Origin of the sequence: Pseudonocardia sp. DSM 110487 (assembly GCF_019468565.1) — a bacterium.
Taxonomy (GTDB): Bacteria; Actinomycetota; Actinomycetes; order Mycobacteriales; family Pseudonocardiaceae; genus Pseudonocardia.
Genome location: NZ_CP080521.1, coordinates 4,960,605 through 4,977,877, shown reverse-complemented (window position 1 = coordinate 4,977,877; position 17,273 = coordinate 4,960,605). Strand labels below are relative to the sequence as shown.

General features: G+C 71.4%; 15 protein-coding genes. 6 read left to right on the top strand and 9 right to left on the bottom strand.

The window, feature by feature from the left end:
- Positions 1 to 176: 176 nt before the first annotated feature.
- The 5 genes from K1T35_RS23205 to K1T35_RS23185 are packed head-to-tail and all read right to left on the bottom strand — an operon-like array spanning position 177 to position 4,648.
- On the bottom strand, positions 177 to 1,202 hold the full coding sequence (locus K1T35_RS23205) for an amidohydrolase family protein (protein ID WP_220262198.1): 1,026 nt from the start codon (positions 1,200 to 1,202) through the stop codon (positions 177 to 179).
- Complete coding sequence (locus K1T35_RS23200) at positions 1,199 to 1,999, bottom strand: ABC transporter permease (protein ID WP_220262197.1); 801 nt, start codon at positions 1,997 to 1,999, stop codon at positions 1,199 to 1,201. Before K1T35_RS23200 ends, K1T35_RS23205 begins: the two co-directional genes overlap by 4 nt.
- Complete coding sequence (locus tag K1T35_RS23195) at positions 1,996 to 2,790, bottom strand: ABC transporter ATP-binding protein (protein ID WP_255622482.1); 795 nt, start codon at positions 2,788 to 2,790, stop codon at positions 1,996 to 1,998. Before K1T35_RS23195 ends, K1T35_RS23200 begins: the two co-directional genes overlap by 4 nt.
- The gene (locus K1T35_RS23190; RefSeq protein WP_220262195.1) at positions 2,787 to 3,647 is read right to left on the bottom strand and encodes an ABC transporter permease; all 861 of its coding nucleotides are present in this window, start codon (positions 3,645 to 3,647) and stop codon (positions 2,787 to 2,789) included. The genes K1T35_RS23195 and K1T35_RS23190 overlap by 4 nt, the downstream gene beginning before the upstream one ends.
- Positions 3,644 to 4,648, bottom strand: coding sequence for an ABC transporter substrate-binding protein (locus K1T35_RS23185; RefSeq protein ID WP_220262194.1), 1,005 nt, complete (start codon positions 4,646 to 4,648; stop codon positions 3,644 to 3,646). Before K1T35_RS23185 ends, K1T35_RS23190 begins: the two co-directional genes overlap by 4 nt.
- Positions 4,649 to 4,862: 214 nt before the next feature.
- Between K1T35_RS23185 and K1T35_RS23180 the strand changes: the two genes are divergently transcribed.
- Positions 4,863 to 5,888 (top strand): LacI family DNA-binding transcriptional regulator, encoded by a 1,026-nt coding sequence (locus K1T35_RS23180; protein WP_220262193.1) that lies wholly within the window; start codon positions 4,863 to 4,865, stop codon positions 5,886 to 5,888.
- Between the two features lie 9 nt (positions 5,889 to 5,897).
- Here the strand turns inward: K1T35_RS23180 and K1T35_RS23175 are convergent, their stop codons facing one another.
- The 3 genes from K1T35_RS23175 to K1T35_RS23165 form a co-directional block, all read right to left on the bottom strand.
- Positions 5,898 to 6,713 carry a sugar phosphate isomerase/epimerase gene (locus K1T35_RS23175; protein WP_220262192.1) on the bottom strand — a complete coding sequence of 272 codons (816 nt, stop codon included), beginning with the start codon at positions 6,711 to 6,713 and terminating at the stop codon, positions 5,898 to 5,900.
- The gene (locus K1T35_RS23170) at positions 6,710 to 7,870 is read right to left on the bottom strand and encodes a Gfo/Idh/MocA family protein (protein ID WP_220262191.1); all 1,161 of its coding nucleotides are present in this window, start codon (positions 7,868 to 7,870) and stop codon (positions 6,710 to 6,712) included. Before K1T35_RS23170 ends, K1T35_RS23175 begins: the two co-directional genes overlap by 4 nt.
- 67 nt (positions 7,871 to 7,937) lie before the next feature.
- The gene (locus K1T35_RS23165; protein WP_220262190.1) at positions 7,938 to 8,930 is read right to left on the bottom strand and encodes an amidohydrolase family protein; all 993 of its coding nucleotides are present in this window, start codon (positions 8,928 to 8,930) and stop codon (positions 7,938 to 7,940) included.
- Positions 8,931 to 8,977: 47 nt separating this feature from the next.
- Here K1T35_RS23165 and K1T35_RS23160 point away from each other — a divergent pair, with 47 nt between their 5' ends.
- Genes K1T35_RS23160 through K1T35_RS23145 form a run of 4 tightly spaced genes read left to right on the top strand, consistent with a single transcriptional unit; the run spans position 8,978 to position 12,949 of the window.
- A complete protein-coding gene (locus tag K1T35_RS23160; RefSeq protein ID WP_220262189.1) occupies positions 8,978 to 9,748 on the top strand; it encodes an SDR family NAD(P)-dependent oxidoreductase in 771 nt (256 codons plus the stop codon).
- On the top strand, positions 9,745 to 11,307 hold the full coding sequence (locus K1T35_RS23155; RefSeq protein WP_220262188.1) for an acyl CoA:acetate/3-ketoacid CoA transferase: 1,563 nt from the start codon (positions 9,745 to 9,747) through the stop codon (positions 11,305 to 11,307). The genes K1T35_RS23160 and K1T35_RS23155 overlap by 4 nt, the downstream gene beginning before the upstream one ends.
- Complete coding sequence (locus K1T35_RS23150) at positions 11,304 to 12,077, top strand: enoyl-CoA hydratase/isomerase family protein (RefSeq protein WP_220262187.1); 774 nt, start codon at positions 11,304 to 11,306, stop codon at positions 12,075 to 12,077. Before K1T35_RS23155 ends, K1T35_RS23150 begins: the two co-directional genes overlap by 4 nt.
- Before the next feature lie 23 nt (positions 12,078 to 12,100).
- The gene (locus tag K1T35_RS23145) at positions 12,101 to 12,949 is read left to right on the top strand and encodes a shikimate dehydrogenase (protein ID WP_220262186.1); all 849 of its coding nucleotides are present in this window, start codon (positions 12,101 to 12,103) and stop codon (positions 12,947 to 12,949) included.
- Positions 12,950 to 12,979: 30 nt separating this feature from the next.
- On the opposite strand, the gene K1T35_RS23140 is transcribed toward K1T35_RS23145, so the two are convergent.
- The gene (locus K1T35_RS23140; RefSeq protein ID WP_220262185.1) at positions 12,980 to 14,116 is read right to left on the bottom strand and encodes a substrate-binding domain-containing protein; all 1,137 of its coding nucleotides are present in this window, start codon (positions 14,114 to 14,116) and stop codon (positions 12,980 to 12,982) included.
- 121 nt (positions 14,117 to 14,237) lie between these two features.
- Between K1T35_RS23140 and K1T35_RS23135 the strand changes: the two genes are divergently transcribed.
- Positions 14,238 to 17,264, top strand: a complete 3,027-nt coding sequence (locus K1T35_RS23135; RefSeq protein ID WP_220262184.1) for a glycoside hydrolase family 38 C-terminal domain-containing protein — start codon at positions 14,238 to 14,240, stop codon at positions 17,262 to 17,264.
- The last annotated feature ends 9 nt before the right edge of the window (positions 17,265 to 17,273 follow it).

Sequence of the window (17,273 nt, the reverse complement as noted above, 5' to 3'; positions counted from 1 at the left end):
GGGAGAGCGCCTTGGAGGGTCCTGAACAACTCAGGCCGTAGCGAGCGGCGTCCAGGTGGTGTCCTCGTAAGGCGGACGATCGGGCCGATACCGCTGTTGTATCGGCCCGATCGTCCAACGCGGCGAGGGCGCCGCCTGGGCGGCGCGCAGTAGGCCTGAGTTGTTCAGGGCGCTCCTTAGGCCCGTCCGTCGGGCAGCCGCATCAGGCGTCGGATGTTGTGCTGGTAGATCTCGTCCCGCACCTCGTCCGTGACGTCGAGCGCGTCGATCACGCGGATCGTCTCCCGGATGTACATGGGCCCGCCTTCGGGGTCGAAGGGGCAGTCGCTGCCGAACAGGACGTGGTCGGAGCCGAAGAAGTCCAGGCCGCAACGGATGCCGATAGCCGAGCCGGACAGGGCCGTGTCGGCGTAGAACCGGCGGAAGTAGTCGAGCAACGGTCTCGGCAGCCGCTCGCGGCGCATTCGGTCGTAGTCCTCGTCCGCGGTGCGGCTGCCGAGCTGGTCGCTCCAGCCCAGCCCGATCCGGCCTTCCAGGTACGGGATCATCGCCCCGAGGTGATGGGTGATGATCTTGATGTTCGGGTGCCGCTCGAGGAGGCCGGAGAAGACCAGCCGGGCCATGGCGACGCTTGTCTCGTACGGCCAGCCCAGCGCCCACCAGATCTCGTACTTCGAGGTGTCCTCGGTGGTGTAGTCGGCGAAGCCGGGGCCGCGGGCCGGGTGCATCCAGATCGGCAGGTCCCGCCTGGCCATCTCGTCGAACACCAGGCGGAACGCCGGGTCGTCCAGCGGCTTCCCGCTGACGTTGGTGAACACCTGCACGCCGCGAGCGCCGAGGTCGTCGATCGCGGAGGCCAGCTCGTCGAGCGCCGCATCCGGGTTGTTCATGGGCAACGAGGCGACGAACGCGGGGAACCGGTCGGGGTGCTTCTCGCACAGCTCGCGCATCGACTCGTTGGCAAGGCGCGCCAGCGCCGGCGACTCGGACGGGCCGGCGAGCAGCTCGATCGGCGGCGAGGACAGGGTGAGCACCTGCTGGTAGTCGTCGCCGAACTCGTCCATCATCCGCAGCCGCTCGTCCACGTCGTGCAGTGCGGGCAGTTCCAGCCATCGTTTGAGGGCGCCCGGATCCACGGCGAGCTCACGCATGCGCTCGAAGTACGGGGCCGGCAGGATGTGGCTGTACGCGTCGACCTTCACTGTTCTCCTCTCGATGTCTTCGGAACCCAGCCGGTGACCCTGCGGTCGACGGCCTGGACCAGCGCGACGGCCCCGAGCGCGACGGCGATGATGATCAGGAGCACGGCCAGTACGCTCGCGCCGTCGAATCGCCCGCTCGCCTCGGTGACGATGTGACCGAGGCCGACGACGGCGATGAACATCTCGCCGTTGATCATTCCAGTGACGGCGCGACCGACGCCGAGCCGGACGCCCGCCATGATCATGGGCGCGGCGGCAGGCAGCATGACCCGCAGCAGCACCTGGCGCTCGCTCGCGCCGTAGGAGCGCGCCATCTCGACCAGGTGGGCGGGCACGGACTGGATCGCCGACGCGGTGTTGATGATGATCACGAACATCGCGTACATCACGACCACCGCGACGATCGAGCCGCGGCCTGCTCCCAGCACCGAGAAGAAGATGGGCGCGAAGACCAGCGACGGGGCGGTGAGCAGCGAGTACACGTACACGCCGAGCGCGGCTTCGACCTTGCGGTAACGGCCCATGGCGACGCCGGTCACGAGCCCGGCGACGAGCGAGATGGCGAACCCGAGCGCCAGGTTGACGAGGCTGTCGCCGAGACTGCTGAAGATCAGCCCGCCCGATGCCATCTCGGCGAGCCGGACCAGCACCGTGCTCAGCGGTGGGAAGAACGGCACGCCCGCAAGGTGCCCGACCAGCTCCCAGGCCACGGCACCGGCGGCAAGGCTCAGCGGCGCGTCCGGCAGCCGCCGCCATGACGGCTGCCCGCCGGAACGGGACACGGTCAGCGCATTCATCCGGACACCCCGGCCGGACGGTGCTCCTCGTGCATGTCCCGGAGCCGGTCCCACAGATATGCCGTGATCTCGACGTACTGCCCGGAGCGTTCGAGGGCACCGACGTCGCTGGAACGCGGCCGTTGCAGCGGGACCGGCACGATCTCGGCGATCCGCCCTGGGCGGGCACTCATCAGCACGACGCGGTCCCCGAGCAGCACGGCCTCCTCCATGCTGTGGGTGATGAACACGACGGTCAGCCGGTGTTCCTCCCAGATCGACAGCAGCTCCTCCTGCAGCAGGCGCCGGGTCTGCTCGTCCACCGCGCCGAACGGCTCGTCCATCAGGAGCACCTGCGGCTCGACGGCGAGCGCGCGGGCGATACCCACGCGTTGCTGCATGCCGCCGGACAGCTCCCCGGGCCGCTTGGTCTCGAAACCCGACAGCCCCACCATCGCGATCAACGAGCGGGCGCGCTCCTCGCGCTCGGCCCGGCCGACCCCGCGCATCCGCAGCCCGAAGGCGACGTTGTCCAGCACGGTGGCCCACGGCAGCAGCGCGAAGTTCTGGAAGACCATGCTGCGATCGGGACCCGGGCCGCGCACCGGCATGCCGTCGATGAGGATGTCGCCGCGGTCCCAGGGAATGAGCCCGGCAACGGCCTTCAGCAAGGTGGTCTTCCCGCATCCGCTCGGCCCGAGAACGGTGAGGAACTCGTTCTCGCGGACGTCGAGGTCGACGTCCCGCAGCGCCTCGACGAAGCCGCCGTCCTGGCCGACGAAGGTCTTGCTCATCCCCCGGATCTCGATCACTGAGTGCTCCTTGCCGTATTCGTCCGAACCCATCCGGTCAGCTTGCGTTCGGCCCATCGAGCGGCGGAGATCAGCAGGAGCGCCTCGGCCAAGATGATCACGATGGTGCCGTAGAGCAGCGGCGCCTTGAACAGGCCGCGGTACTCCAGGATCAGCCCGCCGAGCGCCGCGGAGACCATGAGGAGTTCGACGAGCACCATGCCGGTGACCGCGCGCCCGACGCCCAGCCGGATGCCCGTCATGATCGCCGGAAGGGCGCCGGGCAGCAGGATCCGGGACCAGACCTGCCGCTCGGTGGCCCCGAACGAGCGGGCCATCTCGATCAGCGACGGATCCACCTGCCGGACCCCGGCCCGGCAGTTCACCACCACCATCACGATCGAGAAGATCGTGACGAGGATGACCCGCGACGCCAGCCCGAAGCCCACCGACATCACCAGCAGCGGGATGATCGCCGCCATCGGCGTGACCAGCAGGATGTTGAGGTAGACGTCGGCGAACCGCTCCAGGCGGCGGAACCGGCCCAGCAGGATGCCCGCCGGCACGCCGACGACGACCGCGATGCAGAACCCGAGCACCAACGCCTGGTTGCTGACGTACATCGCCCGCCACAGCTCGGGGCTGCCCAGCAGCTCGACGGTGGCCATGACCGTCTCGGTGAACGTGGGGATGAGCAGGCCGCCCCATTCCCGGGCGTAGATCTCCCATGCCACCGCGAAGACGACGAACGTCAGCAGCTGGTAGGTCAGGTTCGCGTCGAGAACCCGGCGCAGCGGCCCGGGGCGCTGCCTGGGTCTGGGCCCGGACCGGGACACGGTGGGCGCGAGCGAGTGTCGGGGGGTCGTCGCGGCCGTCATCCGGCGGCCTCGATGAAGCTGAGGTCGGCGGCGTCCTTCGCGGTCAAGCCCTGCTCGATCACGCCGGCCCGTGCGAAGAAGTTGATGGTGCCCTGGACGTTCTGCTCCGTCAGGGCCGCCGCGTCGAAGAGCCTCGCCTCGACGTACCGCTCGGCGATCCGGGCCACGGTGGCCGGGTCCTCCTCCGGCAGGTACTTCGTGACCAGGTCGGCGAGGTGCCGCGGATCGGCGTTGATCCTCGCGTGCTCCTGCACCAGTGCGGTCACGAACGCCTGCGCCACGTCCCGGTGCTCGGTGAGGAACTCGGCGTTCGCGTAGACGGTCTGCGGATGCAGGTGGGGCATCTTCTCGGCGAAGTTCACGACCTCGGCGAACCCCGAGGTGCCGGACGACTCCAGGGTGACCACGTCCGACAGCTCCAGCGGCGTCGCGTCGATCTGACCGGTGAGGAGGGCTTGAGCGCGCACGTCCGAGCCGCCGATCGTCAGGTAGTCGGGCTGCTTGCCGTCAGCACACGTGCTGTCCACCCAGTCCTTCGTGATGGCCGTCGCCACCGCGCCCTCGCTGAAGATCCCGAACGGACGCCCGCTCAGGTCGTCGCAGGACGAGATGCCGGGCTTGCCGTAGATGGCCCACTGGTTGCCGATGACATCGGCGATGATCTTGATGGGCGCACCCTGCTGGATGGCGATCAACGCTGCGCTCGTCGCCTCGGCCGAGATCGCGTAGTCGCCCTTCGCCAGGCCTTCGATGGCCAGCTCCGGCTCCGCCAGTTCGACGACCTCGACCTGGTGGCCCGCCTGGCGGACGGCGTCGACGGCCGCCAGTATCGGCACGGCCGTGATGTCCGGCTCGATGACCGCCACGGTGAACGAGAGCGTCCCGTCCGCGTTGGTCTCGACGCCCCCGCCACCACATGCCGTCGCGGTCAGGGCGGACAGGAGCGCGATGGCGGTGAGTCGTCTCGTACGCGTCCAGATGTGCCGCGTCCAGATGTGCATGGCCTCCTCCTCTTCAGCGCGCGAGCGGGTGCACGGTGCTCACCGCTGCGCACCGGGCGGTCGCGCGCCCTTGTAGTGATCAAGCCGTTCCTAACAGTAAGCGCTTTCAGTTTGCCGGCTCGGCCAAGCTACGAGAGGAGCGCACAGGCGTCAAGGCGCCAGGTTGCAAGCGCTTACAATCCCCGCATCGATCGGACCGACGGGAGATTCACACATGGCGGAACGGCCCCCCGTGCGCCTGCAGGACGTCGCCGAGCACGCCGGGGTGTCGCTGGCCACGGCTTCCCGGATGCTCAGCGACCCGGAGTACGGCGGCCGGGCGGCCCTGCGCGAACGCGTCCTCGCCGCGGCCGCCGAGCTGGGGTACCGGCCCAACCCGTATGCCCGTGCCCTCGCCACGGCCACCTCGATGAACGTCGGGCTGGTGATCCACGACGTCCGCGACGCGTACTTCGCAACCCTCAGCGGAGGCGTCATCACCGTGGCGGAGCGGCACGACCTGCTGGTCACCATCGTGTGCACCTATCGCGACCCCCGCCGCGAGCTGGAGTACGTCAAGCGGCTGGCCGATCAGCGCGTGCGCGCCATCGTCCTGGCCGGTAGCCCGGTCCGCGACAGCGCCCACAACGCGGCGATGCACGCCGAGCTCGACGCGTACCAGCGGTCCGGCGGATCGGTGGTGTCCGTGACCAGGGGGCGGACGGTCGGTCACGTGGTCGACATCGACAACGTCGGAGGCATGCGCAAGCTCGTGCACGACGTGGTGGGGCTGGGCCACACCTCCTTCGGCGTGCTCGCAGGCCCGCAGCGGCTGCTCGCGGTGCGCGACCGGCTGCAGGGCATCAAGCTGGGCCTCAAGGACCACGGCATCACGCTCGGCCGCGACGATGTCGTCTACGGGGACGTGTCGCGCGATGGCGGACTGGTCGGCGCGCAGGCGCTCATGAGCAGGCGGGAGCCGCCCCGATGCCTGCTGGCCGTCGCCGACGTCGTCGCCGTCGGCGCGCTGTCCTGGCTCCGCGCGAACGGGATCAGCGTCCCCGGCGACGTGTCGGTCACCGGGTTCGGCGGGATACCCGCCGCGATCGACGCGGTGCCCTCGCTCACCACGGTGGAGCTGCCGCTCGGGAAGGTGGGCGAGAACGCGATGGAGCTCGCGCTCAAGCCCGCCTCCCCGCGCCATGTCGTGGAGGTCGAGGGCACCGTCGTGCGGCGCGACAGCGTCGCGGCGCTGCGCTGATCCGCCTGTTCAGCCCAGCACCGATCGTTCGAAGCCGGCGGTGATCGAGTGCAGGACGTCCTCGGGGTCGGCCGCCCACACGGCCTCGTTGAAGATCTCGATCTCGATCGGGCCGCCGTACCCGGCGGCGTCGATGGCCCGCGTGATCTCCGGGATGTCGATCGAGCCCTCCCCCGGGATGCCGCGGCCGAACAGCGGGTGCGGCTGCGGCACAAGCCAGTCGCACACCTGGTAGCTGATCACGCGGTCGCCTGCACGGTCGAGCGCCGCGTGCAGGTTCGGGTCCCACCACACGTTGTACGTGTCGACCGCCAGTCCGACGTGGGCCGGGTCGAACCGCTCCACGATGTCCAGCGCATGGTCGAGCGTGACGACGACGGAGCGCTCCGCGCACATCGTCGGGTGCAGCGGCTCGACCGCCAGGCGCACCCCCGCCGCCGCGGCGTACGGCACCAGGTCGGCGATGCCGTCGACCACGGCCTGCCGCGACCTCGCGAGGTCGAGGTCGTCCCGTACCCCGCCTGCCACCAGGTACAGCACGTCGCCACCGAGCGCGGCCGTCACGTCGACGGCGCGCTCGTTGGCAGCGGGGTCGAGCCCTCCCCCGTCGGGGTTCTTGCCGGTGAAGAAGCCGGCCCGGCAGACGCTCGAGACCCGGACGTCGTGCTCGCGCAGCAGTTTCGCCGCGCGCTCGACGCCGTAGTCCTGCACGGGGCCGAGCCAGGCCCCCAGCCAGCCGATCCCGTGCCGGGCAAGGCCCCGGACCGTCTCCTCGAAGGTCCAGCTCTTCACGGTGATCTGGTTGATCGACAGCCGGGTGTTCATGCGGGCTCGAGCGTCAGCTCGGGGACGTCGATCCAGCGCCGTTCCCGCGACGACTGCAGGGCGAGCTCGGCGAGCTGCACGCCCTTGGCGCCCTCCAGCAGGTCCCAGGTGAACGGGGCGTCCTCCACGACGTGGCGGAGGAACATCTCCCACTGGATGCGGAACGCGTTCCCGAACTCCTCGTTGTCGGGCACCTCGCTCCAGCCCGCACGGAAGTCGAGCGGGTTCGGGATGTCGGGATTCCACACCGGCATCGGCGTGTTGGCCCGCTCCTGGGTGCGACAGTCCCGCAGCCCTGCGATCGCGCTGCCCCTCGTCCCGTCCAGCTGCCACTCGCCGATCTCGTCGCGGTAGGGCCGGGTGGCCCACGAGGTCGTGAACTGCGCGAGCACGCCGTTGTCCAGCTTGAACATGCCGTACGCCGCGTCCTCGGCGGTCGAGGTGTACGCGTTGCCGTTCTCGTCCCACCGCTTCGGGATGTGGATCTCGGCGTGGCAGAGCACGGACCTGATCGGCGCGACGACGTTGTCGATCAGGTACCGCCAGTGCGGGTACATGTCGAGGATCAGCCCGCCGCCGTCCTCGCTGCGGTAGTTCCACGACGGACGGTTCAGGTGCTGCCAGTCGCCCTCGAAGACCCAGTAGCCGAAGTTCAGCCGGAAGCTGAGCAGGGTGCCGAAGAAGTCGGCGTCGATGAGCCGCTTGAGCTTGCGCATTCCGGGGAGGAAGAGCTTGTCCTGTACGACGCCGTTCTTGACCCCAGCCGCAGTGGCCATGCGCGCGAGCTCGAGCGCGTCCTGCAGGGACGTGGCGGTCGGCTTCTCGCAGAAGATGTGCTTGCCCGCTGCGATGGCCTTCCGGATCGAGCCGGCGCGTTCCTTGGTGGTCTGCGCGTCGAAGTAGATGCTGTCGTCGGCGCCGTCGAGGGCCTCGTCGAGGCTCGTCGTCCACCGGTCGATGCCGTAGCGCTCGGCGAGGTCCTGGAGCTTCGCCGGGTTGCGCCCGACGAGGATCGGGTCGACCACGAGCCGCCGCCCGTCCTTCAGCGCGATGCCACCCTGATCGCGGATCGCCACGATCGAGCGGTCCAGGTGCTGGCGCGTCCCCATCCGGCCGGTGACGCCGTTCATGATGATCCCGACGCGAACTTGATCCATGTCCAACCCTCCAGTTTTCTGTAAGCGCTTTCTACTGTGGCGCTTCTCGGAGTGTCAAGGAGCGCGCTCAGCAACCGAGCAGCCGGCACGCGTTGGCGCCGAGCACGGCGGCGCGGGCGGCCGCGGTCAGCGGGGCGCGCTCGACGGCGCGGACGGCCGCGGGGTCGCCGGTGGCGAAGGGGAAGTCGCTGCCGAGGAGCACGCGGTCGCTCCCGGCGAAACCGACCAGCCAGGACAGCGCCTCGGGCGAGTGGGTCAGCGAGTCGTAGTAGAGGCGGCGCAGCACAGAGCCAGGAGACCGCTCACCCTCCAGGCGCGCGATGGCGTCGAACCGGCCTGCCTGGTACGGCAGGAACCCGCCGCCGTGCACGACGCAGAGCCGCAGGTCGGGGAACCGGTCGAAGACGCTCGCGAGGACCATCGCGCCCACCACCGCTGTGGACTGCGCCGGGTTGTCCACGATGTCGCCGAGGCGGAGTCCGGAGATCCCGGCGGGCGACCCGGCCCGCCACGGGTGCAGCAGGACGAACGACCCGCACTCCGACGCCGCAGCCCAGAGCCGGTCCCATGCCGGGTCGTGCAGCGGCGCCGCGGACCCGCCTGCGGCGAGCTCGACGCCGACGACACCGGGACGAGCGGCCGTGCGCACCAGCTCTGCCGCGGCCGACGCGGGGTCGTGCCGGTCGACGAGCGCGAGGGCCCGCAGCCGGTCGGGGTGGTCGGCCGCCAGCTCCGCCATCCCGTCGTTGAGCAGGCGCAGGAACGCCGCCCGCGCGGCGGGCTCGAGCTCGTCCGGGCTCAGCTCGATCCATGGCGAGACCACCTGCACGTCGACGCCCGTGCGGTCCATCTCCGCGAGCCGCGCGGGCACGTCGGTGAGGGCCTCCGGCGCTGGTGACGTCCATCGGACGCCGAAGCGGAGTCGCCGGTCCGGTCCGAGCTCGGGCAGCGACGACGAGCCGGGAGCCGACCGCAGCGCGGTGAGCAGCTCGCGCGGGACGCCGTGCGCGTGGACGTCGACGACGCGCGCTCCCGGATCGCGCCTTGAGGTGTCCGTCATGGTGTGCGAGCATACGCAGAAATTGAAAGCGCTTACAGAGGAGTGGCATGGCCGAACGGGATCTGACGGGCTCGCTCAGCGGCCGCGTCATCGCGGTGACCGGGGGCGGGAGAGGGATCGGCCGCGCCGTCGCACTGGCCGCCGCGGCGAAGGGGGCGCGCGTCGCGCTGGCCTACCGCGACAGCGAGACGGGCGCGAAGGCGGTCGCGGACCTGGTGCGCGGGTACGGCCACGAGGCCGAGACGTTCGCATGCGACGTCACCGACCGGGAGCAGATCTTCTCCTTCGTCCGGGACACGGAAAAGCGGTTCGGGCGCCTCGACGGCCTGGTCAACAACGCCGGGATCATGCCGACGTCACCGTTCCTCGAGATGGCGCCCGAGGAGTGGGATCGGGTCATCACGACCAACCTGACCAGCGCGTTCCACGCCAGCCAGGCCGTCCTTCCCGGCATGCTCGCGCGCGGCGGCGGCACGATCGTCAACATCGCGTCCCGGCTCGGGCTCGTCGGCTGGCCGGGGGTTGCCCACTACGCGAGCGCCAAGGCGGGCCTGGTCGCGCTCGCGAAGTCGATCTCCCGGGAGTTCGGCCAGCGCGGCATCCGGGCCAACTGCGTGGCTCCCGGCGTCACCAACACCGACATGGGCCGCACCGTCATGGAGGGCGAGGTCGGCCGCAGGCGGATGGCCGAGCTCCCGCTGGGGCGCTTCGGCGAGCCCGACGAGGTCGCCGACTGCGTCGTGTTCCTGCTGTCGGACGCGTCGTCGCTGCTGCTCGGGCAAACACTCAACCCCAACAGCGGCGGGCTGATGCCATGATGATCGGCACCGTCGAGGACGCCGTGGCGCTCGTCCAGGACGGCGCGGCCGTCTGGGTCGGCGGCTCCGGCGCCGGCCACGGCGTCCCGCAGGCCTTCATCGACGAGCTGGCGGCGACGTTCGAGCGCGTAGGCCGACCTCGCGACCTGACCACGGTGCGCGTCGTCGGGATCGGGGACTTCGGCGACGTCGGGTTCTCCCAGCTGGCGCTGCCCGGGCTCGCCCGACGCACCATCGGCAGCAACATCGGCAACGAGCCGCGCCTCGGTGCCCTCGTCCGCGCGGGCGCCCTCGAGGCCTACTCGCTGCCCCAGGGCGTCCTGTCCGGGCTGTGCCGCGACATGGCGGCGGGCCGGCCCGGCCACGTGACGCACGTCGGGCTGGGCACGTACGTCGACCCGCGCCAGACCGGGGGACGGCAGAACGACCGCACGACCGAGGACATCGTCGAGGTCGTCGAGCTGGCCGGGCGGGAGTGGCTGCTCTACCACCCGCCGCCGATCGACGTCGCCGTCATCCGCGCGACCACAGCCGACGAGGACGGCAACCTGACGTTCGAGCACGAGCCGATCCTCGGCGACTCGCTGGCGCTCGCCATGGCGGCGCACAACAACGGCGGCCGGGTGATCGTCCAGGTCGAGCGCATGGCCGCCCGCGGGTCGCTGCGCCCGCGCGACGTCCGCATCCCCGGCGCACTGGTCGACCTCGTCTACGTCGACGCCGCGCAACGCCAGACCTACGCCACCCGGTACTCGCCGTACTACTCCGGCGAGCTGCGGGCGCCCTCGACCGGGCTGGCGCGGACTCCGCTGGACGTCCGCAAGGTCATCGCACGCCGCTCGCTGCTGGAGTTCCGCCGCGGCGACATCTGCAACCTCGGCTTCGGCATCTCCCAGCAGATCGGCTCGATCGCGGCCGAGGAAGGGGTGGCCGGAGCGCTGACGCTGACCGTGGAGCAGGGGATCTTCGGCGGCGTCCCCGCGTTCGGCGCGGATGGCGGCGCCGGGTACGGCTACCAGGCGCGGCTCGAGCAGCCGTCGATGTTCGACTTCTACGACGGCGGCGGGCTGGACATCGCCAGCCTGTCGTTCGCTCAGGTCGACCGCGCCGGCAACGTGAACGTGCACGCCTTCGACGAGCACCCCCGCGGGCCGGGCGGCTTCATCAACATCAGCACCCGCACGAAGCGGCTCTGCTTCGTGGGCACGTTCACGGCGGGTGGCCTGCAGGTGTCCGTCGACGACGGCGTACTGACCATCGTGCGGGAGGGGCGCAACCGCAAGTTCGTCGACGCGGTCACCGAGATCAGCTTCAACGGCGAGCTGGCGGTCCGGAAGGGCCAGTCGGTGCGCTACGTGACCGAGCGGGCCGTCTTCGAGCTGACCCCCGACGGCCTGGAGCTGATCGAGGTGGCCCCCGGCATCGACGTCGAGCGGGACGTCTTGGCCCACATGGACCTGAAGCCCGCCGTGAGCGCGTCGCTCGCGGTGATGGATCCGCGGCTGTTCGCGGCCGGGCCGATGGGGCTGGCCGCCGATTTCGCGGGGGCCACGCCGTGACCGAGCTGGTGCACCTGACCCGTGGCGCCTGCGCCGAGATCGTCCTGGACAACCCGCCGATGAACGTCGTCACGACCGAGCTGACGGCCCAGCTGCGCTCGGCGCTGCGGAGGATCGCGGCGGACGAGGAGGTCCGCGCGGTGGTCGTGTCCGGCGCCGGTGGGCGGGCGTTCTGCGCCGGTTCGGACATCGGGGAGTTCGAGTCGCTGCACGGACGCGCCGCCGAGGGCAAGCTCCTGCTGGAGAAGCTGGTCTACCGCCAGCTCGCGCAGCTGCCGGTACCCACGATCGCGGCGATCGAGGGCCACGCCCTCGGCGGCGGGCTCGAGCTCGCGCTGTGCTGCGACTTCCGCATCGCCACCACCCGGTCCAAGCTCGGCATGCCGGAGCTGAAGCTCGGCGTCACCCCCGGCAGCGGCGGCACCCAGCGGCTCCCCCGCATCGTCGGCCCGGCACGGGCCAAGGAGATCATCCTGCTCGGAGAGCCCCTCGATGCCGCCACGGCACTGTCGTTCGGGCTCGTCACGCGGGTCGTCGACCCCGGCGGGGCCGTGGCGGCCGCGCGGGAGATGGCGGCCACGCTCGCCGAGCGCGGCCCGGTGGCCGTGCGCATCGCGAAGAAACTGCTCGACGCCGCCACCGAGACCACCCTCGACGAGGGGTTGGCGCTCGAGACGGACGGGTCCGAGGTCGTGTTCGCCACCGACGACGTCCTCGAGGGCGCACGGGCGTTCCTCGGCAAGCGGACCCCCCGGTTCACCGGTCGCTGAACCACGAGATCCAGGACGGACAGATGAGAACAGTCGCCCTCTTCGGCAACCCCCTGCGCAGGCAGCACTCGGTCGTGATGCACAACGCCGCGTTCGCCGCCACCGGGGTCGACGCCCGGTACGAGCTGCGCGAGGTCGACGAGGCGGGGCTCGTCGCCCAGGTGGATGAGGCCCGGCGCGACGGCTGGATGGGCTTCCAGATCACCGCCCCGCACAAGCAGCGCGTGATGGGCCTGCTCGACGAGGTCGAAGCGGACGCCCGGCGCATCGGCGCGGTCAACAGCGTCGTCGCCGACGCGGACGGTCGGCTCGTCGGCTTCAACACCGACGTCCTGGGATTCCTGGCCGGCTTGCGCTCGTGCCACCCGGGCGACCTGGCCGGGCGCTCGGTCGTGGTCGCCGGCTCCGGCGGGGTGGGCCACGCCGTGGCGTACGGGCTCGCGACCGCCCAGGTCGGCAACCTCACCGTGCTCGACCTGGACGTTGCCATGCCGCGGCGGCTGGCCGAGGAGTTCGCCGACATCGCCTCGATCGAACCCCTCGCGCTCGGGGAGCCCGCGGTCGAGAAGCGGCTCGCCGCGGCGGACGTCTTCGTGAACGCGACCTCGGTCGGCATGCTGTCGCCGGGCCCGGTCGTGGACGTCGAGCTGCTCAACCCGTCCGCCGCCGTGTTCGACGTCGTCTACATCCCGGCCGAGACCGAGCTGGTGCGCCGCGCCCGCGCCCGCGGCATGCACGCCGCGAACGGCGACCGCATGCTCGTCGCGCAGGCGGCGACGGCGTGGGTCCGGTGGACCGGCCTCGCCGACCCCACCGCCGTGATGCGCGAGGCGGTCGCACCGCTGCTCGCCCGCGACGACCTTCTGCCATGACGCCGTCGCCCGGAGCGGAGCTTCACGACGTCAGCCGGGTGGTGTGGCACTGACGACGAGCGTCTTGCGCCCCGGCGCCGCCACCTGCACCTCGGCCGGCAGCACCACGTGGCGGGCCGGACCGCCTGCGACCTCGAGGCGCTCGTGCACCAGCCGCGCGGCCCGCCGCCCCATCTCCCGGACCGGCAACCGCGCCGAGACCACCGAGAGCGGCCCGACGCCGTCCGGGCTGGACTGGTCCATGCTCGCCAGCTCCATCGAGCCCGGTACGTCGACGTCCATGGCCAGTAGGTCCGACACGGCGATCGCGAGCGTGGGTGCGTTGCCGAACAGCAGGGCCGTGAGCGGTTCGCCGGACGCGAGCAGTGCGCGCAACCGGCGCTGCCGGCCAGGGGGATCGAGGCGCGAGAAGGGGAGCAGGGCCGACCGCTCGGGCAGCTCGGGCAACCCGCGGTCGCGCAGCGCGCGGCGGTGGCCCGCGAGCCGGTCCCGCACGCTCGTCACCTCCGTCTCGCTCCACAGCACCGCCATGGAGCGGTGCCCCCGGTCGATCATCGCGGTGGTCACGTCGTAGCCGACGGCGAAGTCGTCGAAGAGGACCGAGTCGGTGGGGACGCCGGGCAGGTACCGGTCGACGAGCACCGTCACCACGCCTGCGCGTTGCAGCTCCTCCACCACCCCCGCCGCGCTGGACCGGTCGTGCGCGAAGAGCACCACCGCCTGCGCCCAACCGGCCGCGATCGCGCGCAGGACCTGCTCCTCGTGGGCCCGGCTACGGGTGTGCGCGACCGTGAGCTGGTAACCCAGCGCGGCAGCCTCGACGGAGAGGCCCGAGAGCAGCTCCGCATCGTGCATGCCGGCTCGCCGGTCCGGGCTGACGTAGGCGAGCACGGGGGTGCCGGACGCGGTCTCCCGGCGGGCGGTGGCGCGCTCCGCGACGAACGTCCCACGGCCGCGACGCCGGACCACCACACCGTCCGCCACCAGCTCGTTCAGCGCCCGGACGGCGGTGGTCGTGGACACCCCGAAGCGTTCGACGATCTCGCGCTGCGTGATGAACGGCTCGTCGGAGGAGAACTCTCCACGCCCGATGGAGTCGAGCAGCTCCTGCTTGACCCACGCGAACAACGCGACGCCCGAAGGCGGCCCGTCCGTCCCAGATGCCATCGGAGTGCACGTCCTCCTCGTCCCCGTCGACCCGGTTGCGCCACAGTATTGACGCATTAAAGCGTTGAATCTAGGTTCTTGCTCCAAACGATGGACTAAAGGCTCGCCGAGGAGTCACTGCATGCACGACGACCGTGTCCTGATCGAGCGGCGCATCGAGCGCATCCTGCGCGAGCGGCTGCGACCCGCGGTGCACGGCGCGGACGTCCCCCTCACGGTCGAGGTCTGGCACGCCCCTGGCGAGCCGGTCGCGGTCGGCGAGGCGCTGCAGGCGGCCTACCGCCCTGCGCCGGCCGGCGAGGCGTGGGGCCCGGCATGGGGCACGAGCTGGTTCCACCTCACCGGATCGGTCCCGGCTGCATGGGCCGGTCGCCCGGTGGAGGCCGTGATCGATCTCGGCTTCGCGACCGACCGCCCCGGCTTCTCCGCCGAGGCGCTCGTCCACCGCGCCGACGGCACGGCTCTCAAGGGCCTCAACCCGACGAACACATGGCTGCGCATCGCCGATCGCGCCGAGGGCGGGGAGCCCGTCGACCTCTACGTCGAGGCCGCGGCCAACCCGCTCGTCGAGGGCGTGGGCACGCCGCTGGGCGAGGTCGGCACGGCCGGCCGGGACCCGCTCTACCACGTGCGCAGCGTCGTCCTCGCGGTGTTCGACGAGCAGGTGTGGGAGCTCGTGCAGGACGTCGAGGTGCTCGGCGAGCTCATGCACGAGCTGTCCGTGGACGACCCGCGACGCTGGAACATCCTGCGCGCTCTCCAGCACGCCTTCGACGCCCTTGACCTCCAGGACGTCCCCGGCAGCGCGGCCGCGGTCCGGGCGGCGCTCGCGCCCGCCCTCGCCGTCCCCGCCGCCGCGAGCGCCCACCGGGTGAGCGCCATCGGGCACGCCCACATCGACTCCGCGTGGCTGTGGCCGCTGCGCGAGACCGTCCGCAAGGTGGCACGCACGGCGTCCAACGTCCTGACGCTCATGGACGACGACGAGGACTTCGTCTTCGCGATGTCGTCGGCACAGCAGTGGGCGTGGATGGAAGAGCACCGCCCCGACGTGTGGGAGCGGATGCGCAAGAAGGTCGCCGACGGCCAGCTGGTGCCGGTCGGCGGCATGTGGGTGGAGTCAGACACCAACATGCCGAGCGGGGAGGCGCTGGCCCGCCAGCTCGTGCACGGCAAGCGGTTCTTCCTCGACAAGCTCGGCGTGGAGACCGAGGAGGTGTGGCTGCCCGACTCCTTCGGCTACACCGCAGCACTCCCCCAGCTCGTGCGCCTGTCGGGCTCCCGCTGGTTCCTCACGCAGAAGATCTCGTGGAGCCAGTTCAACCGATTCCCGCACCACACGTTCTGGTGGGAAGGCCTCGACGGCACCCGCGTCTTCACCCACTTCCCGCCGGTGGACACCTACAACGCGACCCTCTCGGGCGCCGAGATGGCCCACCTGGTGCGCAACTTCTCCGACAAGGGCGTGGCCAACCGCTCGCTCGTGCCGTTCGGCCACGGCGACGGCGGCGGCGGGCCCACCCGCGAGATGCTCGCGCGGGCCGCGCGGTTGCGCGACCTGGAGGGATCGGCGCGGGTCGAGGTCGAGACGCCCGCCCGGTTCTTCGCGAAGGCATACGCGGACTACCCGCAGCCACCGGTGTGGGTCGGGGAGCTCTACCTGGAGACCCACCGCGGCACCTACACCAGCCAGGCCGGGAACAAGCAGGGCAACCGCCGCAGCGAGCACCTGCTGTACGAGGCCGAGCTGTGGGCGGCCACGGCCGCCGTGCGCGCCGGGCACCCGTACCCCTACGAGGACCTGGACCGCATCTGGAAGTCGGTCCTGCTGCACCAGTTCCACGACATCCTGCCCGGCTCGTCGATCGCGTGGGTGCACCGCGAGAGCCGCGAGACCTACGCGCGACTGACCGCCGAGCTCGAGGCGATCATCACCGCAGCGCAGCGGGCGCTCGCCGGGGACCCGGAACCAGGCCGGGCGTCCGGCGGCGAGGTCGTGTTCAACGCGGCCCCGCATGCGCGCGGCGGGGTTCCCGCCCGCGGGGCGATCCGCGTGCCGCACGCACCCGCGCCCGCCACCCGCAGCGCGGCGGACGGCGGCTACGTGCTGGACAACGGCCTCGTCCGGGCCGTCGTCGATGCGCGCGGGCTGCTCGTGTCCGTCGTCGACCTGGCGACCGGGCGGGAGGCCATCGCCCCCGGCAGCCCGGCCAACCTGTTGCAGCTGCACCCCGACCTGCCCGCGAAGTACGACGCGTGGGACGTCGACCACGCGTACCGCCGCACCGTCACCGACCTGACCGACGTCGAGGCCGTGGAGCCCGTGGCGGATGCGGCCGTGCGCGTGGTCAGGGCGTTCGGCCGCTCCCGGGTGACGCAGGTGATCTCCCTGCCTCCGGGGGCCTGCCGCGTCGACATCGCCACCGACGTCGACTGGCACGAGACCGAGACGTTCCTCAAGGCGGCGTTCCCGCTCGACGTGCGCGCGGAGCGCTCGGCGGCGGAGACCCAGTTCGGCTACGTGTACCGGGCGACCGACACCAACACGAGCTGGGAGGCCGCCAAGTACGAGATCTGCGCGCACCGGTACCTGCACGTCACCGAGCCCGGCTTCGGCGTCGCGCTGGTGAACGACTCGACCTACGGCCACGACGTCACCCGCACCGTGCGTCGCGACGGCGGCACGACCACCACCGTGCGCCTGTCGCTGTTGCGCGCGCCGCGGTTCCCGGACCCGGAGACCGACCAGGGCGTGCACCGGATGCGTTTCGCGCTCGTCCCGGGCGCCGACCTCACCGACGCCACGCGCGAGGGCTACCGGATCAACCTGCGCGAGCGGCGCGTGCCGGGCGATGCCGACGTGGAACCGCTCGTGCGCACGGATCGCGACGGCGTCGTGATCTCGGCGGTGAAGCTCGCCGACGACGGGTCGGGCGACGTGGTCGTGCGCCTGTACGAGGCCCTCGGCGCGCGGGCGACCGTGCGGCTGGCGCTCGGCTTCGCCGCCACCACCTGCACCGAGACCGACCTGCTCGAGCGGCCGCTCGCGGGCGATATCCCGCTCGACGGCGACACGCTCGAGCTCACCGTGCGACCGTTCCAGGTCGTAACCCTGAGGTTCTCCCTCCCGGGCGGGGATCAGCAGTGACGCCCGGAC

What these genes read in the sequence shown, in the direction of transcription:
- K1T35_RS23200 (WP_220262197.1), bottom strand. Translation starts at nt 1,999, where the DNA reads ATGAATGCGCTGACCGTGTCCCGTTCCGGCGGGCAGCCGTCATGGCGG.
- K1T35_RS23190 (WP_220262195.1), bottom strand. Translation starts at nt 3,647, where the DNA reads ATGACGGCCGCGACGACCCCCCGACACTCGCTCGCGCCCACCGTGTCC.
- K1T35_RS23185 (WP_220262194.1), bottom strand. Translation starts at nt 4,648, where the DNA reads ATGCACATCTGGACGCGGCACATCTGGACGCGTACGAGACGACTCACC.
- K1T35_RS23180 (WP_220262193.1), top strand. Translation starts at nt 4,863, where the DNA reads ATGGCGGAACGGCCCCCCGTGCGCCTGCAGGACGTCGCCGAGCACGCC.
- K1T35_RS23175 (WP_220262192.1), bottom strand. Translation starts at nt 6,713, where the DNA reads ATGAACACCCGGCTGTCGATCAACCAGATCACCGTGAAGAGCTGGACC.
- K1T35_RS23170 (WP_220262191.1), bottom strand. Translation starts at nt 7,870, where the DNA reads ATGGATCAAGTTCGCGTCGGGATCATCATGAACGGCGTCACCGGCCGG.
- K1T35_RS23165 (WP_220262190.1), bottom strand. Translation starts at nt 8,930, where the DNA reads ATGACGGACACCTCAAGGCGCGATCCGGGAGCGCGCGTCGTCGACGTC.
- K1T35_RS23160 (WP_220262189.1), top strand. Translation starts at nt 8,978, where the DNA reads ATGGCCGAACGGGATCTGACGGGCTCGCTCAGCGGCCGCGTCATCGCG.
- K1T35_RS23155 (WP_220262188.1), top strand. Translation starts at nt 9,745, where the DNA reads ATGATGATCGGCACCGTCGAGGACGCCGTGGCGCTCGTCCAGGACGGC.
- K1T35_RS23145 (WP_220262186.1), top strand. Translation starts at nt 12,101, where the DNA reads ATGAGAACAGTCGCCCTCTTCGGCAACCCCCTGCGCAGGCAGCACTCG.
- K1T35_RS23140 (WP_220262185.1), bottom strand. Translation starts at nt 14,116, where the DNA reads ATGGCATCTGGGACGGACGGGCCGCCTTCGGGCGTCGCGTTGTTCGCG.
- K1T35_RS23135 (WP_220262184.1), top strand. Translation starts at nt 14,238, where the DNA reads ATGCACGACGACCGTGTCCTGATCGAGCGGCGCATCGAGCGCATCCTG.